This window comes from Shimia marina (assembly GCF_001458175.1).
GTDB classification, from domain to species: Bacteria; Pseudomonadota; Alphaproteobacteria; order Rhodobacterales; family Rhodobacteraceae; genus Shimia; species Shimia marina.
This window is the reverse complement of record NZ_CYPW01000024.1, coordinates 222,592-238,285: the sequence shown is the minus strand read 5'-3', so window position 1 is coordinate 238,285 and position 15,694 is coordinate 222,592. Positions and strand designations below refer to the sequence as shown.

10 protein-coding genes and 2 tRNA genes are annotated in these 15,694 nt (G+C 55.0%); 4 read left to right on the top strand and 8 right to left on the bottom strand.

Annotated elements, in window-relative coordinates; all coding sequences use genetic code 11:
* Nucleotides 1-386: 386 nt before the first annotated feature.
* Nucleotides 387-462 (bottom strand) — tRNA-Val (locus SHM7688_RS11935).
* 113 nt (nt 463-575) lie between these two features.
* Between SHM7688_RS11935 and SHM7688_RS11930 the strand changes: the two genes are divergently transcribed.
* A complete protein-coding gene (locus tag SHM7688_RS11930; RefSeq protein WP_058240156.1) occupies nt 576-1,577 on the top strand; it encodes a GlxA family transcriptional regulator in 1,002 nt (333 codons plus the stop codon).
* A 142-nt stretch (nt 1,578-1,719) separates the two neighbouring features.
* Here the strand turns inward: SHM7688_RS11930 and SHM7688_RS11925 are convergent.
* The 5 genes from SHM7688_RS11925 to SHM7688_RS11905 form a co-directional block, all read right to left on the bottom strand.
* A tRNA-Val gene (locus tag SHM7688_RS11925) sits at nt 1,720-1,794 on the bottom strand.
* Nucleotides 1,795-1,813: 19 nt separating this feature from the next.
* Entirely contained in the window at nt 1,814-2,269 is a 456-nt protein-coding gene (locus SHM7688_RS19440) for an HU family DNA-binding protein (protein WP_083499031.1), read from the bottom strand.
* A 132-nt stretch (nt 2,270-2,401) separates the two neighbouring features.
* Nucleotides 2,402-2,950 (bottom strand): polyhydroxyalkanoate synthesis repressor PhaR, encoded by a 549-nt coding sequence (gene phaR, locus SHM7688_RS11915; RefSeq protein ID WP_058240155.1) that lies wholly within the window; start codon nt 2,948-2,950, stop codon nt 2,402-2,404.
* 135 nt (nt 2,951-3,085) lie between these two features.
* Nucleotides 3,086-3,532 (bottom strand): phasin family protein, encoded by a 447-nt coding sequence (locus SHM7688_RS11910; RefSeq protein ID WP_058240154.1) that lies wholly within the window; start codon nt 3,530-3,532, stop codon nt 3,086-3,088.
* Between the two features lie 142 nt (nt 3,533-3,674).
* The gene (locus SHM7688_RS11905) at nt 3,675-5,468 is read right to left on the bottom strand and encodes a PHA/PHB synthase family protein (RefSeq protein WP_058240153.1); all 1,794 of its coding nucleotides are present in this window, start codon (nt 5,466-5,468) and stop codon (nt 3,675-3,677) included.
* 110 nt (nt 5,469-5,578) lie between these two features.
* On the opposite strand from SHM7688_RS11905, the gene phaZ reads away from it, so the two are divergent.
* The 3 genes from phaZ to SHM7688_RS11885 all read left to right on the top strand — a co-directional run bounded on the left by phaZ (nt 5,579) and on the right by SHM7688_RS11885 (nt 11,357).
* The gene (phaZ, locus tag SHM7688_RS11900) at nt 5,579-6,859 is read left to right on the top strand and encodes a polyhydroxyalkanoate depolymerase (protein WP_058240152.1); all 1,281 of its coding nucleotides are present in this window, start codon (nt 5,579-5,581) and stop codon (nt 6,857-6,859) included.
* Between the two features lie 612 nt (nt 6,860-7,471).
* Nucleotides 7,472-11,137 carry a vitamin B12-dependent ribonucleotide reductase gene (locus SHM7688_RS11890; protein WP_058240150.1) on the top strand — a complete coding sequence of 1,222 codons (3,666 nt, stop codon included), beginning with the start codon at nt 7,472-7,474 and terminating at the stop codon, nt 11,135-11,137.
* 10 nt (nt 11,138-11,147) lie between these two features.
* The gene (locus tag SHM7688_RS11885; protein WP_058240149.1) at nt 11,148-11,357 is read left to right on the top strand and encodes a hypothetical protein; all 210 of its coding nucleotides are present in this window, start codon (nt 11,148-11,150) and stop codon (nt 11,355-11,357) included.
* A 249-nt stretch (nt 11,358-11,606) separates the two neighbouring features.
* Here SHM7688_RS11885 and SHM7688_RS11880 read toward each other — a convergent pair whose 3' ends face one another.
* Entirely contained in the window at nt 11,607-12,878 is a 1,272-nt protein-coding gene (locus tag SHM7688_RS11880; RefSeq protein ID WP_058240148.1) for an ATP-grasp domain-containing protein, read from the bottom strand.
* A gap of 194 nt (nt 12,879-13,072) precedes the next feature.
* Nucleotides 13,073-15,475, bottom strand: a complete 2,403-nt coding sequence (gene lon / locus SHM7688_RS11875; RefSeq protein ID WP_058240147.1) for an endopeptidase La — start codon at nt 15,473-15,475, stop codon at nt 13,073-13,075.
* Between the last annotated feature and the right edge of the window lie 219 nt (nt 15,476-15,694).

The following is a 15,694-nucleotide window of genomic DNA, read 5'->3' as shown; positions in this document are numbered from 1 at the left end:
AACAGGAAGAGCCGACCCCAGTTTACGCGCAGCCGTCTTTTGACAAAGCAGGCAATGCCAGCTGCCCAGGTGGCTACGACCTCACCACCACCGACTCCGGCGCTCTCGTATGCGCACCAGCAAGCTAATCTGATCTTTAGAAACGACGACCTTAAAGAGCGGCTGTTTTGGCCGCTCTTTTTTGTTCGCACATCAGCCCGCAGGCAACGTAATTTGGCCATCACACACAAACACATGCGCGCACGCACCAGCCCACGTGTCAGCCACCACAAAATTGAAGGACTTCACCCCGTTTCTGGGCCTAAACGTCAGGTTCAACGAACAGAAGAACACTTCGCAAACAGCGCTTGGCGTTGGTAGAACTTTGATGTTTTCAAGAAGTTTTATGGTGGGTCGTGAGAGGCTCGAACTCCCGACATCTTCGGTGTAAACGAAGCGCTCTACCAACTGAGCTAACGACCCGGTGAGCGGGGATTTAGCCCCTCTGGCCGGGGCATGCAACCCCATTTTTGAACTTTCTTTGCATCCCCTGCATTCTCCCCTAAATTGGCGCTCGATTTCTGCTCGGAGGTCTCATGCAAGATCCTATCATTCCCAAGGGCGTCGCCCATGTTCCTGTGGACGCTGTAACAACGCCAGACCCCATTATCTTTGCCTTGCAGCCCAACCTGTCGATGCTGGCCTTCACTTCAGCGATAGAGACTCTGCGCATCGCCAACCAACTGACCGGGCAGAATCTCTACAGCTGGGCGACGATGTCTGAGACCGGAGAAAACGTCCGCTGTTCCAACGGCATTGAAATCGGTATTGATTCCCCTCTGGGGGAAACCCCTGCCAACGCGGCGGTGTTTATCTGCTCCGGCGTACAGCCAGAGCGCGCAGCCAGTCAAAGGATGGCGGATTGGATTCGGCTGCAATGGCGCGTGGGCAGGCGTGTGGGCGGTCTGTGCACCGGCGCTTACACATTGGCAAAGGCAGGTATCCTTGAAGGGCGGAGTTTCACGCTGCACTGGGAAAACATCCCCCCCTTTCGTGAGCAGTTCCCGAATCTCTCTCCGCTGGAGCAGCTCTATGCCATTGATGATCGCATCATGACCTCTGGCGGCGGCGTGGCGCCCATGGATTTGTTTCTCAAGCTGATTTACGACCGACATGGGGCTCAATTGGCCCGTGCCGTCTTGAATATGTGCCTGCACACTGTTCAGCGGTCTGAAACAGACAGGCAGCAAAGCTCCACCGCGGCCCTGATTGGCAATCGCAACGACAAACTCGTGCGCATCATTTCCTATTTTGAAGAAAACCTGGAAGAGACCGTCGATCTGGACAGCGTGACGCGGGACATGGGCGTCTCCCGCCGCCAAATGGAGCGCCTGTTTAAGCAGCACCTCAATACCACCCCCAAGCGATTCCTGCAGGAGCTGCGCCTTCAAAAGGCACGAATCCTCTTGGCGGAAACCGATATGGCGGTTGTGGAAGTGGCCACAGCCTGTGGCTACGAATCCGTGGGCAACTTTTCCAAGCGGTTCCGGGAGGCCTATGGCATGTCCCCACATCGGTTTTCCGCGGGCCATGGGTGAGACATTTCAAACACTGTGATCACAGCCCCCAAAGCGCCCGCCGCCGCCCAGCGGATACCGGCGACAGACACTGTGCAAAACGTAACAAAACCAGAAAAAGAAACGGGCACTCAACCACTTAAGGGAGCGCCCGTTAGAATTATGGTGGGTGATAAGAGATTTGAACTCCTGACATCTTCGATGTGAACGAAGCGCTCTACCACTGAGCTAATCACCCGGTGACGCGGCTTCTATCCTCACTCCGCAGCCTCCGCAAGGCCCCCTGTGTCACTTTCTGCATTTGCGTCTTCGGCCGATGCCAACTTTCGCCGCAGACGCATGTTTATGACATGTGCACCCTCTACCGATTTCTGATTCTGGATTTTCACCTTCCCAAGTTCCGGCAGATTAAGCTCCTGCCCCTTTTCAAGAGTCTCCCCCAGAATGGCCAACGCCGCTTCTACAGCTGGTTTTGCATCTCGCTTCTTCACACCTGAGCGCAGCACCACCGCCTCAATAAACGCACGTTTACGGAGCGCGGCCTCGGCTACGGGCACATCGGGCGTCTGCGTCTGCTCCAACGGCTCCTCCGCCTGCCCTTGCAGAGTCGCGCTGGTTTTGCGCGTTGCTGTGCTGCGCGTGCGGGTTGTACTGGTTTTTGCGCGGCTCGACGTGGATTTACGTGTTGCGCTGGTTGACGCTTTTTTCGCCATCTCGGCACCTCCGATCTTTGAAGGATACGGGCAAACAGCGCCTCACACGACTGACCCTTGCCCGGTGTGGTCTGCGCACTTCACAGGAAGCGCCACAAACAAAAGCACAGCCGGAATTGGCTGTGCTGGGTGTCATTTCAACTTTGACAGTTTATCCTGAAGCTCCGCAAGCTGCTTCTTGATCTCATCCAGATCTTCCGCCTCTCCACCGTCCCGCTCCGGTTCAGCCGCAGGAGACGAACTTCCGGGCCATGCCATGCCGCCAGTCATCGCTTTCATGAAGGCTTCCTGCTGCGCCTGCATCGCCTCCAGCCCGGGCATCTTCATGCCACCGCCCATGCTTTCCATGACCTTCTCCTGGCTCTCTCGGAGCATGTCAAAAGAGGTCTGCAAAAACTGCGGCACCATAGATGTGGCTTGGGTGGTATAAGCCCTCACAAGATCATTGAGCACATTGACCGGCAGGACATTCTCTCCCCTGCTTTCATGCTCCGCAATGATCTGCAAAAGATACTGCCGTGTGAGATCATCCCCACTCTTCAAGTCGACAATCTGAACCTCGCGGCCAGACCGGATAAAACCAGCGATGTCTTCCAGCGTAACATAATCACTGGTCTCTGTGTTGTAGAGTCGCCGGCTGGCGTAACGTTTGATGAGCAGTGGTTTATTGTCTTCAGCCACGTCAGTCTCCCCATTATTTATGCGCTGCAGAAAAGCCTATGCGAGCGCAGAACAAAAAGAAAGGGCAGGCGTGATGCCTGCCCCCGCAATCTGCGCTCCGGGGAGGAGAGGGAGCGCAAGAATTGCGTCGTCGTCTTATTTGGTCGTGGCTTTTTTGGCCGCTGCGGTCACTTCATCGGTGGCCTTTTTCACAGCAGCAGTCGCCTCTTCGGTGACTTCTTTGCCTGCAGACATCAGCAGCTCTACAGTTTCCATCTGAACTTTCTTTGCCACCTCAGCAAAGGCCGCCATGTTTTCCGCCGCGACTTCAGCCTGTGCAGAAGCAAAGTCGGTCATCGCTTTGGCGTAGTCGGCAGGCTCTTCCTTGGCTTTGGACATGTCGCTCAACTTGGACAGCGTGTCTTTGGTCCACTTGGAAGAGATCTCAGAAGATTTCTCAGCCGCGCCCAGCGCAACCGCTGTCAGCTTCTCATTCAGAGCTGCGGAGTTTTTGAAAGCATCTTCAAATGCAGAAGTGTCAACTGGGAAGGCGCCCAGTACGTCTTTGAACATCGCGGTCACGTCTTGTGCTGCTTTAGTCATCGTTCCAGTTCCTTAAATAAAGGGCAGCCCGGGTTCAGAAGACATTGGGCTGTGTTTCTAGTCTCTGAAAACAATATGATTGCTGCGATGCGGCATTTCAAGAATTTTCTTGCTGCACCGCAGAAAAAATTTCAAGCCTCTGTTATTTAGTGGCTTTTTCAATCACGTAAGTGCCGGGTGCGTCGCATAGTGCCGGAAGCGCCCCCTGCCCCGGCTCCCGAGCCTCTATCTTTTTACCAGATTTTTTTGACAGCCATGTGTCCCACCGAGGCCACCAGGAACCTTCATGAAATGTAGCCCCCTCCATCCAGTCATCCGCGGTGCCCGATGATTTGGTATTGGTATAGTGACCATATTTCTTCTTGCTCGGCGGATTGACGATCCCCGCGATATGCCCGGATTGAGACACGATGAAGGTCTTGGAGCGGCTCTTGGTTTGCTGGAAACCGTGGAAGCAATCTTTCCACCGCGCGATATGGTCCGTCTCACAGGTCACCGCACAGATCGGCAAATCCACATCGCTGATTTTCAACGTGGTGCCACACAGCGAAATCCCCTCGCCGACAAACTTATTATCTTGGCAGAGCTCTCTCAGATACTGATGCGCCATTTTCCCCGGCAAGCCAGAACCGTCGCCGTTCCAATACAGAAGATCAAAGGCAGGCGGTGCCTCTCCCATCATATAGCTCTTGATCGCAGGGCCATAAATCAGGTCGTTTGACCGCAAAAAGCTGAACGTGCGCTGCATAATGAAAGAGCGCAGAATCCCTTCTTCCGCGACTTCTTCGTCGATGCCGTCGATAAAATCGTTCTGCAAAAACGGGGTGAACTCCCCCTGATCAGAGAAATCCGTCAGCGTTGTAAAGAACGTCGCTGATTTCACAGATGTATCGCCGCGCTGCTTCATCAATGACAACGTCAGATGCAAGGTGGTGCCCGCGATACAATACCCAACGGCATTCACCTGCGGCACATCACAGACGGCTTTCACCTGCGCAATAGCCTCAAGGAAGCCCTCTTCAATATAGTCATCCAATCCAACATCCGCGTAAGAGCGGTCTGGATTGACCCAACTGACCACAAAAACAGTGTATCCCTGCGCCACACACCACCGGATCAGGCTGTTTTGTTCTTTGAGGTCGAGAATATAGTACTTATTGATCCAGGGAGGAAAGATCACCAGCGGGATCTCATGCACAGTCTCCGTGGTTGGTGAAAACTGCAACAGCTCAAACATGCGGTTGCGAAAGACCACTTTACCGGGGGCGGTTGCAATGTTGCGCCCAACTTCAAAAGCGCTCTCATCCGCCAATTTTACCAGCAATTCACCATCATTGGCTTCGAGATCGGCGATCAGGTTTTCAAGACCATCCACAAGGCTTTGCCCTTCGGTGGCTACAGCCTTTTCCAACACCTCAGGATTGGTGCCCAGAAAATTCGTGGGCGCCATCATATCGATGATCTGGCGGGAAAAATACTCAATGCGCTGTTTGTCTTTGCCCCCAAGGCCTTCCAGTGCATCCACTGCGGCCTCAATGGCCCGCGCGTTGCGCATATACTGTTGTTTCAGCAGGTTGAAATAAGGGTGCGTCTGCCACAGCGGATGAGAGAATCGCCGATCCGTTGGCGTGTCATCCTGCGGCGCAGAAAATTGCCCTCTCAACATCAGGTTTTGCGCATCAACAAAGCTTTTGACGGATTTACTCCAGAGATCGAGCTGCATTTCCAGCATTTTGCCGGGATCATGCATCAGGCCTTTCCAATAGGCAGTGGCCGCATTCAGGAAAACCTCAGGCTCCGGTCCATTCAATTGATTTCTCAGAGGTTTGTGACGCCCCATGACGTCAGCAAGTCGCAATGACAACTCTTCAACTCTTGCCAGATTGGCGTTCAGACGATCCGTTTTTTCGCCCGCTTCCGTCTCATTTGTTGTCATATTAACTCAATCGCCCTATCCTCGCTGCTACGCAGCATGAAAAATTCGATCCCCACTTAAGTGTACTCGGGAAATTAGTGAGTGGATACCCTAACGTAAGGAACACGCCCATGCGATACATGGCCACGTATGATTTGATGGAAACGATGCGCAACACCAACCAATGGCTGGGTGCAACCGCAACCGCGATGGCATCATACCCTGCCATGGCCATGATGCCCAATCCCGCTTTGCAATGGATGGCCGCATGGGGCGAAGTCGCAGAACGTTCCTTTCAACGTATGATCGTGAAGCCTGACTGGGGCATCGACAGCTTTACCTGCGAAGACGGTAAAGACCACATCGTCAATATCAATACAGTTGTGGAACGCGCTTTCGGGGATCTGATCCACTTTGAAGTCTCCGGGCGCAAGCCAATGACGCGCAAAGTGCTGCTGGTTGCGCCAATGTCTGGCCACTACGCCACGCTGCTGCGTTCCACAGTCAAAAGCCTGATCGCTGATTGTGAGGTCTATATCACCGATTGGCATAACGCACGCGACATCCCTGTGAGCGAGGGTAAATTCGATATCGAAGACTATACGCTCTATCTTGTCGACTTTATGAAGGCGATGGGCCCAGATACACATGTGATTGCTATCTGCCAGCCTGCCCCACTTACCCTTGCCGCCACCGCGTATCTGGCCGAGGAAGACCCCAAAGCGCAGCCGCGCTCGCTCACATTGATCGGCGGACCAATTGATCCCAATGCCGCCGCAACCGAAGTCACGGATTTTGGCCATCGCGTCACCATGGGGCATCTTGAACAGACCATGATTCAGCGGGTCGGTTTCAAATATCCCGGCGTTGGCCGCATGGTTTACCCCGGCCTGCTGCAACTGTCGTCCTTTATGTCGATGAACGCAGACCGCCACTCCAAAGCATTCACCGATCAGATCATGCGCGTCACCCGTGGTGAGGCTTCTGATCACGACGCGCACAACCGGTTCTATGATGAATATCTCGCGGTGATGGACATGACCGCCGAATTCTACCTCTCCACGGTGGAACGCATCTTCAAAAATGGCGAAATCGCCAACAATGAATTTGTGGTGGCCGGACGCAAAGTCGACATTGGCAAAATCACCACGGTTGCTGTGAAAACCGTGGAAGGCGCCAAAGATGACATCACCGCACCGGGCCAGTGCATCGCAGCTCTTGATCTTTGCACGGGGCTTCCGGACAGCAAAAAGGCGAGCCATGTGGAACCAGGCGCGGGCCACTACGGCATTTTTGCGGGCAAGAGCTGGCGCAACAACATCCGCCCTCTTGTGTTGGAGTTCATTGACACCAACGCCAAACCGCCGAAATCAGGCCCGCGAAAAGCTGCGAACAAAAACACCGCAGCTTAAATCATTGGCTTTTCAAAAAGTTAATTTAATAAAGGTCGCCAAAGGCGGCCTTTTTTATGGGATTGAGAATCTAATAGCGTTGCAAAAGGTTCACAGAAGATTACCGCAATATTTTCCACAGCCATATGCGCTGTCCTACCAAATCTTGTGGATAAACCTGAGCGATACGGCCACCTCTGATCAGAAGTACATAAAGATCAGACAGTTATAAATTATGGCAAAAAATGGGCACTCCAATCGACCTGTGGAGGAATCGGAATCACGACCCGAGTCGTCATGCTCAGGCTTTAGGTCAACACAAAAATTCCTGATTTTCGGTAAATAAATTCGTTGACCCTGTATGTCCGATTACGCCAATTTGTGGGTGCAGCCGACGATCAACACTACATATAGTGACTTTTCGCCGGACGGGGACAAAACCACAACAAGCCACCCAAGGCTCTCACTCGGAGGCACGGTTCACGTGTTCGCCGCGCGGTTCACCCTTGTCTGACGCGCCGCTCTGATATTTGCAGAGCGACATAAGAACGTTCGAGAGCCGCATTTCTGGCCGCACAGAATGTGCGACAGGGACAAAATTGAAAAGTTTGGAACTGTGGACGGGACAGTGGAATGAAAATTCAAAGACGTTTTACCAAGACAGGACAAGACGCCTACGCCGATTTGAATTTTGTGACCACAGAATCCGAAATTCGCAATCCGGATGGCACCATCGTCTTCCGTCTCGAAAACGTCGAAGTGCCAGCCAGTTGGTCCCAAGTGGCCTCTGATGTGATTGCCCAAAAATACTTCCGCAAAGCCGGCGTGCCCGCCAAACTGCGCACAATTCGCGAAAAGGGCGTGCCTGAGTTTCTGTGGCGTTCCGTTCCAGCCAATGACGATGTTGCACTGGGTGGTGAAACCTCCTCAAAACAGGTCTTTGACCGCCTTGCCGGTGCCTGGACCTACTGGGGCTGGAAAGCCGGATATTTCTCTTCAGAAGAAGACGCACGCGCCTATTTTGACGAAATGCGCTACATGCTGGCCACCCAACGCGCCGCGCCAAACAGCCCACAGTGGTTCAATACCGGCATCCATTGGGCCTACGGCATTGATGGGCCAAGTCAGGGGCACCACTACGTCGATTTCAAAACCGGAAAGCTGACCAAATCCAAGTCTGCTTACGAGCACCCGCAACCTCACGCCTGCTTCATTCAATCCGTTTCCGATGATCTGGTGGGCGACGGTGGCATCATGGATCTCTGGGTGCGCGAGGCGCGGCTGTTCAAATATGGCTCTGGAACCGGCACAAACTTCTCCTCTCTGCGTGCAGAAGGCGAATCCCTCTCCGGCGGCGGCCAGTCCTCGGGCCTGATGGGCTTTCTCAAAATCGGCGACCGCGCCGCAGGGGCCATCAAATCCGGCGGCACCACACGGCGGGCCGCCAAAATGGTGATCGTGGACGCCGATCACCCGGACATCGAAGAATACATCAACTGGAAAGTCAAAGAAGAGCAGAAGGTCGCCTCCATCGTGGCCGGCTCCAAAATGCACGAAGAGAAGCTCAACGGCATCTTTGACGCCATCAAATCATGGGACGGTGCAGAGCATGACGCCTATGATACGCACACAAACCCAGCTCTGAAATCCGCGATCCGCGCTGCAAAGAAAGTCGCCATTCCAGAGACTTATGTGAAGCGTGTGCTGGACTACGCCAAACAGGGCTACGCCAGCATCGAATTCCCGACCTATGATACAGACTGGGACAGCGAAGCCTATGCGTCTGTTGCGGGACAGAACTCAAACAACTCCATCCGTGTCACCGACGCCTTCCTGAAAGCCGTTGAAAACGACGACGACTGGGAGTTGATCCGCCGCACGGATGGTCAGGTTGCCAAAACCATCAAGGCGCGCAAACTCTGGGAAGATGTGGGCCATGCCGCTTGGGCCTGTGCAGATCCGGGCATCCAGTACCATGACACGGTCAATGCATGGCACACCTGCCCCGAAGACGGTGAGATTCGCGGCTCCAACCCCTGCTCTGAATACATGTTCCTGGATGACACCGCCTGCAACCTGGCCTCCATGAACCTGCTGACCTTCCTCAAGGATGGTCAATTTCAGGCAGATGACTATATCCATGCCACCCGGCTCTGGACCGTCACGCTGGAAATCTCCGTGACCATGGCGCAATTCCCCTCCAAGGAGATTGCCCAACGCTCCTATGATTTCCGCACCTTGGGGCTGGGCTATGCCAACATCGGCGGCCTGCTCATGAATATGGGCTACAGCTATGACAGCGTGGAAGGCCGCGCTCTGACCGGGGCACTGACGGCGATCCTGACCGGCGTGGCCTATGCCACCTCCGCCGAAATGGCCGGAGAACTCGGCACCTTTGCGGGCTACACCCGCAACAGCCAGCATATGCTGCGCGTGATCCGAAACCACCGCCGGGCCGCCTATGGCAAAACCGACGGTTACGAAGGCCTCGCGGTCAAACCTGTGGCGCTGGACATCGCCAATTGTCCGGATCAAATGCTGGTCGAGCTGGCCAAATCAAGCTGGGACGAAGCCCTGACACTGGGCGAGAAAAACGGCTATCGCAACGCGCAGACCTCTGTGATTGCCCCGACCGGCACCATTGGTCTGGTGATGGATTGTGACACCACCGGCATTGAGCCTGACTTTGCGCTGGTGAAGTTCAAAAAGCTTGCTGGCGGCGGATACTTCAAGATCATCAACCGCTCCGTACCTGCTGCGCTGGAAACACTCGGCTATTCCTCCGCCCAGATCGAAGAAATCGTCTCTTATGCCGTCGGCCACGGCTCCATCGGCAACGCCCCCGGCATCAATCACACCTCACTGATTGGCCACGGGTTCACCTCCAATGAGATCGAGAAAATTGAAGCCGCGCTTGGCTCTGCTTTCGACATCCGCTTTGTGTTCAACCAGTGGACACTGGGCGAAGAGTTCTGCACCAACGTTCTCGGCATCCCGGCCGACAAGCTCAATGACCCGTCTTTTGAATTGCTGGGGCATCTCGGCTTCACCAAAGCTGACATAGACGCCGCCAACGACCATGTCTGCGGCACCATGACATTGGAAGGCGCGCCTTTCCTCAAAGAAGAGCACTACGCGATCTTTGACTGCGCCAACCCCTGCGGCAAAAAGGGCAAACGCTACCTCTCCGTGGACAGCCACATCACCATGATGGCCGCGGCACAGAGCTTCATTTCCGGCGCGATCTCCAAAACGATCAACATGCCCAATGACGCCACGATTGCCGATTGCCAACAGGCTTATGAGCACTCATGGTCCCTAGGCATCAAGGCCAATGCCCTCTATCGCGACGGCTCCAAGCTGTCGCAACCTCTGGCCGCCGCGCTGGTGGAGGACGATGACGAGGCTGCTGACGTGCTCGAAACCGGCTCCCTGCACGAAAAAGCGCAGGTGCTCGCCGAAAAGATCGTCGAGAAAGTAGTCATCAAAGAAGTGGCGCGCGGCCGCGAAAAAATGCCAGAGCGCCGCAAGGGCTACACCCAGAAAGCCGTTGTTGGCGGCCATAAGGTCTACCTGCGGACCGGCGAATACTCTGATGGCTCGCTGGGCGAAATCTTCATCGACATGCACAAGGAAGGCGCAGGCTTCCGCGCCATGATGAACAACTTCGCCATCGCCGTCTCTGTCGGGCTGCAATATGGCGTGCCGCTTGAAGAATTTGTCGATGCCTTCACCTTCACCAAATTTGAGCCAGCAGGCATGGTGCAGGGCAACGACTCCATCAAAAACGCCACCTCGATCCTCGACTATATCTTCCGCGAATTGGCCGTGTCTTACCTCGACCGCACCGACCTTGCGCATATCAAGCCAGAAGGCACCACGTTTGACGATCTCGGACGTGGAGAGGAAGAAGGCGTTTCCAACGTTGCGGAGCTCACCGAAACGACGGCAAGCCGCTCGCTTGAGGTGCTCAAGCAGATCTCCTCAACCGGGTACCTGCGCAAGCGTCTGCCACAAGAACTTGTGGTTTTGAAAGGGGGGGCAGGCAATGCGCCGGAAACCGCCGATCCTGTCAAAACTTTGAACACACTTGTGCCGGAAACCACTGGCGCGACTCTTTCAGACGTGGCAACAAGCGCGTCCGTCAGCACCATGGCACCGCCCATGGACGCGCGCGCCAAAGCAAAAATGCAGGGCTATGAGGGCGACCCTTGTGGCGACTGCGGCAACTACACTTTGGTGCGCAATGGCACCTGCATGAAATGCAACACCTGTGGCGCGACCTCAGGCTGCAGCTAAGGAGAGCAACATGAAGAAGCGCAGAAGCCTTCCTCTCGAAAATACCAGCATGCAGCGCCCCGCCGACAACACCAACAGCGCGCCGGAGAATGCCATCATCGGTCGCATCGTGATCAGCGGTGCATGGGCGCGCAAGGTGCGTAACGAGTCGGAAGCCGCACCTGTGGCAACGCCACAAAATGACTTCGCCGAGCATCTGCTCTTTGCAGAAGGCCCCTAACGGCCAGCATGGCGACACAGCGATCCTGGGGGGACCTGGGTAGGGGGCTTCGGCCCCCGACGAGACAAAAGAACATATCCCATTGCCGTCCCTAACCTTAGGCAGTGGCGATACACGGAGCGGGTGAGCTCGCTCCGACGACATTCAGGCCGCAGGCAAAAAACATCGAGCGGTATTCAAGAGTGAGCCTGAATGGCGAAACTGGGGGGCCCATTGGCCCCCCACTTTTTTTCGTAAAGCAGCGTGCGCCTACATGAGCGCCGTTGCGGCCACATCAATGCCCGCATGGCCCCCTGCCCCACTCATCGGTGCCATGTCGCGAATATGCGTGAGCGAGCGCGCCCGCAGCATGCTGTCAAACGCCGCAAAGATTTCCTGCATATGGGCGGCCTTGTATGGAAATACAGCCTCTGAATCCATGTCATGCACGATCAGCGCATTGTCGGCCTCAAACACCACCAGATTGCCATCCCGATCTTCCGCGCAATCAATCCCGAAGTAATCAAGACCAACACCTGACATCAGAGCCTCAAAGGCCTCCTTGTGCCGTTTGGCAAAATCCCGTTCAAACCGCGCCATGAAATGAGCTTCCTCGGCGCGTTTTGCCTCCGATTGCTCCATCTGTGCATTGAGATACCAAAGGTCCCATTGATCCGCGATCGCCATATGGCACGGGAAGGCCTGACCGTTCACAAAGACAATGCGATACTTGCGGAAAGTGCCATCAAAAGACGCATAGTCCACATATTCGGAGACAAAGAAGTTCAGGGCCTCCTGTCCCGCCAGATACTGCACAAGTGCTTCGGGCGTATCGACTTTGGCAAGCCCTGCCCCGGCATGTGAGCCCACGGGCCGGATGATATAGGGATAGCTCCCAACTTGCGCCAAGACCTGCGTTTCAAACCCGTTGCACACCGCCGCAACCAATGTGTCCCGATCAACGCGTTCTGTCTTGGGGAACTTCAGCCCCCGCACGTAGGGGAAGATCTCTGTCAACGCGTCACGCTCAAGGTCCACAGGGCCAGCAGGCAGGTTGACCACCTGCGTCCCCGTCGCTTGGGTCAGCTGCCGCACCTTGGCAAAAAACGCTTCCGCCTGTGCACTGTCTGTTGGCACAGCACAGAAAGCCACGTCATGCTCCGGCAGCGGCTCATCTCTCTCACTGTCCATTTTAGGATAGTAGGTGATGATCTCAAAATCCGAGGACTGCAGCAGGAACTCAATCGGCGTGTTACCACCCACATGGCTGGGTTCTGCAAACACCAGAACTTTTGGCTGTAGTTTGCCCCGCCGATTGGTCGAGAACATCCGCTGCCGCGCAAGCGCCTTTGCCTGCCACGCCAACCCCATTTCCTGATTGCCATAAAGCTGATCAATCACCGAAAGGTCCATGAAGATCCCATCGGCCTCGGCCCCCTGCTCCATTTTGGTCAGGAGTTCGGCCCGCAGCGGCATCAGATCCACGCCGTCAAAGGCCATTTTCGTGAGCCGGGCAAGGCCCAGTCTTTCTTGCGGTTCCATTCTGGCTCCTATGGTCGTTACCCCTCTTGGATGCCGGAATATGATTAATGAAACCTACACGGGCTCTGCCGGCTTAAAGACTAAAATCATTAGGATTTTTCCTAAATTTTGACTCGAGACGCAATAATCGATCAGTCACAAAAAAACGCGCCAGAGACCCGGCGCGCTTTTCTAAATCATGCTGAACAGGCTGCTCAATGCGCGGTTGCGCCAGCACCCTCTTCTTTCTTCAGAGCCGCAGCCGCAGCCTCTTCGGCCGCCTCGTCCCACTCAATCGCTTCTGGTTCTTCGATCAGGGCAAGCTTGAGCACCTCAGACACGTGTTTGACCGCGATGATCTCCAGACCATCCTTCACATTGTCCGGAATATCCGCCAGATCCTTTTCATTGTCCTGCGGGATCAGCACCGTTTTGATCCCACCGCGCAGCGCCGCCAGAAGCTTTTCTTTAAGGCCGCCAATTGGCATCGCGTTGCCGCGCAAGGAAACCTCGCCGGTCATCGCAATATCCTTGCGCACCGGAATACCGGTCAACACAGAAACAATCGAGGTCACCATAGCGAGACCTGCAGAGGGACCATCCTTGGGCGTTGCGCCATCTGGCACGTGCACGTGGATGTCGATCTTATCAAAGACCGTGGGCTTCACGCCGATCTGCGGGCTGATGGAACGCACATAAGAGCTGGCCGCGTCGATGGATTCTTTCATCACATCGCCCAGCTTACCGGTGGTCTTCATCCGGCCCTTACCGGGCAGTTTCAGACCTTCGATATGCAGCAGGTCGCCGCCCACACTGGTCCAGGCCAGACCGGTGACAACCCCCACCTGATGCTCTTCTTCGGCAAGACCATAGCGGTATTTCTTCACACCCAAGAAGTCATCAAGGTTATCCTCTGTCACCGCGACAGTGTCTTCCTCGCCTTTGACGATCTTGGTCACCGCCTTACGTGCCAGTTTCGCCAGTTCACGCTCAAGGTTCCGCACGCCCGCTTCACGGGTGTAGGTGCGGATAACCTCCTGCAGCGCCTCATCAGAGACTTCGAACTCGCCCTTTTTCAGGCCGTGGTTCTTGATCTGCTTGTCGATCAGGTGCTGACGTGCAATCTCGCGCTTTTCGTCCTCGGTGTAACCCGCCAGCGAAATGATCTCCATCCGGTCAAGCAGTGGCCCCGGCATGTTGTAGGAGTTCGCCGTGGTCAGGAACATCACGTTGGAGAGATCATATTCCACCTCAAGGTAGTGATCCACAAAGCTGCCGTTCTGCTCCGGATCAAGCACTTCGAGCATCGCAGAGGCCGGATCGCCGCGGAAGTCCTGCCCCATCTTGTCGATTTCATCGAGCAGGATCAGCGGATTGGTGGTTTTGGCCTTTTTCAGCGCCTGAATGATCTTACCCGGCATGGAGCCAATATACGTCCGGCGGTGGCCGCGGATTTCGCTTTCATCACGCACGCCGCCAAGACTGATACGGATGAACTCACGACCGGTCGCTTTGGCCACAGATTTGCCCAGCGAGGTTTTACCCACACCCGGAGGGCCAACAAGGCACAGAATAGGCCCTTTGAGCTTGGAAGAACGCTGCTGCACCGCGAGATACTCGACAATGCGTTCTTTCACCTTCTCCAGACCGTAGTGATCCTTATCCAGAACCGCTTGCGCGCCTTTGAGATCTTTCTTCACACGGCCGCGCTTGCCCCATGGAATGGAGAGCATCCAATCCAGATAGTTGCGCACCACGGTGGCCTCAGCGCTCATGGGGCTCATGTTCTTGAGCTTTTTGAGTTCTGCGTCGGCCTTTTCCTTGGCTTCTTTGGAAAGCTTGGTTTTGGAGATCTTTTCTTCGAGCTCGGCAATTTCGCCTTCGCCCTCTTCCCCGTCGCCAAGTTCCTTCTGAATGGCCTTCATCTGCTCATTCAGGTAATATTCGCGCTGGGTCTTCTCCATCTGAGTTTTGACCCGGGTCTTGATCTTCTTCTCAACCTGCAGAACGCTCATCTCGCCCTGCATCAGACCATAGACCTTCTCCAGACGCTCGCTCACCGACAGCGTTTCCAGAAGCTCCTGCTTCTCGTTGACTTCAATGCCCAGATGACCGGCCACCAAATCGGCCAGACGCGCGGGTTCATTGGCTTCTTCAACAGCACTCAGAGCTTCTTCTGGGATGTTTTTCTTGACCTTGGAATAGCGCTCAAACTCATCGCCAACCGTGCGCAACAGCGCTTCAATGGTGGCCGCATCCCCCGGCATCTCCTCAAGATGTTCCGCGGTCGCTTCGAAATAATCGTCGTTTTCCAGAAAATCGGTAATGGTCACACGGCTTTGGCCTTCCACCAACACTTTCACGGTGCCATCAGGAAGTTTCAGCAGCTGCAGCACATTGGCGAGCACACCGGTGCGATAGATGCCATCAATGTTGGGATCGTCCTCAGAAGGGTCAATCTGGCTGGACAGCAGAATCTGCTTGTCATCGGCCATCACCTCTTCCAGCGCGCGAACCGATTTCTCCCGGCCCACAAACAGCGGCACGATCATATGTGGGAAGACCACAATATCGCGCAGTGGCAGCACAGGATAAGATGTGTTGAGGGGCTCTTGCATGAGTTTTCCTTGTTCTAGCAAAGCGACACAGGTCCCACATGTGGCAACCTCTCGGACGCTTTCCGTTTCCTCGGCTTATTGATTTGGGGGCACGCGCACCCGCTTTCAACTGCGTTTTCTTTGTTGGAGCACACAATGCCTTTACAGAAGGTGAGGAACAAGGCGGGAAAAGGGATAGAAGGCAAAATATTTTGGGTTTCTTCGCATTCTGTTTGCACA

What these genes read in the sequence shown, in the direction of transcription:
- SHM7688_RS11930 (WP_058240156.1), top strand. Translation starts at nt 576, where the DNA reads ATGCAAGATCCTATCATTCCCAAGGGCGTCGCCCATGTTCCTGTGGAC.
- SHM7688_RS19440 (WP_083499031.1), bottom strand. Translation starts at nt 2,269, where the DNA reads ATGGCGAAAAAAGCGTCAACCAGCGCAACACGTAAATCCACGTCGAGC.
- SHM7688_RS11910 (WP_058240154.1), bottom strand. Translation starts at nt 3,532, where the DNA reads ATGACTAAAGCAGCACAAGACGTGACCGCGATGTTCAAAGACGTACTG.
- SHM7688_RS11905 (WP_058240153.1), bottom strand. Translation starts at nt 5,468, where the DNA reads ATGACAACAAATGAGACGGAAGCGGGCGAAAAAACGGATCGTCTGAAC.
- phaZ (WP_058240152.1), top strand. Translation starts at nt 5,579, where the DNA reads ATGCGATACATGGCCACGTATGATTTGATGGAAACGATGCGCAACACC.
- SHM7688_RS11890 (WP_058240150.1), top strand. Translation starts at nt 7,472, where the DNA reads ATGAAAATTCAAAGACGTTTTACCAAGACAGGACAAGACGCCTACGCC.
- SHM7688_RS11885 (WP_058240149.1), top strand. Translation starts at nt 11,148, where the DNA reads ATGAAGAAGCGCAGAAGCCTTCCTCTCGAAAATACCAGCATGCAGCGC.
- SHM7688_RS11880 (WP_058240148.1), bottom strand. Translation starts at nt 12,878, where the DNA reads ATGGAACCGCAAGAAAGACTGGGCCTTGCCCGGCTCACGAAAATGGCC.
- lon (WP_058240147.1), bottom strand. Translation starts at nt 15,475, where the DNA reads ATGCAAGAGCCCCTCAACACATCTTATCCTGTGCTGCCACTGCGCGAT.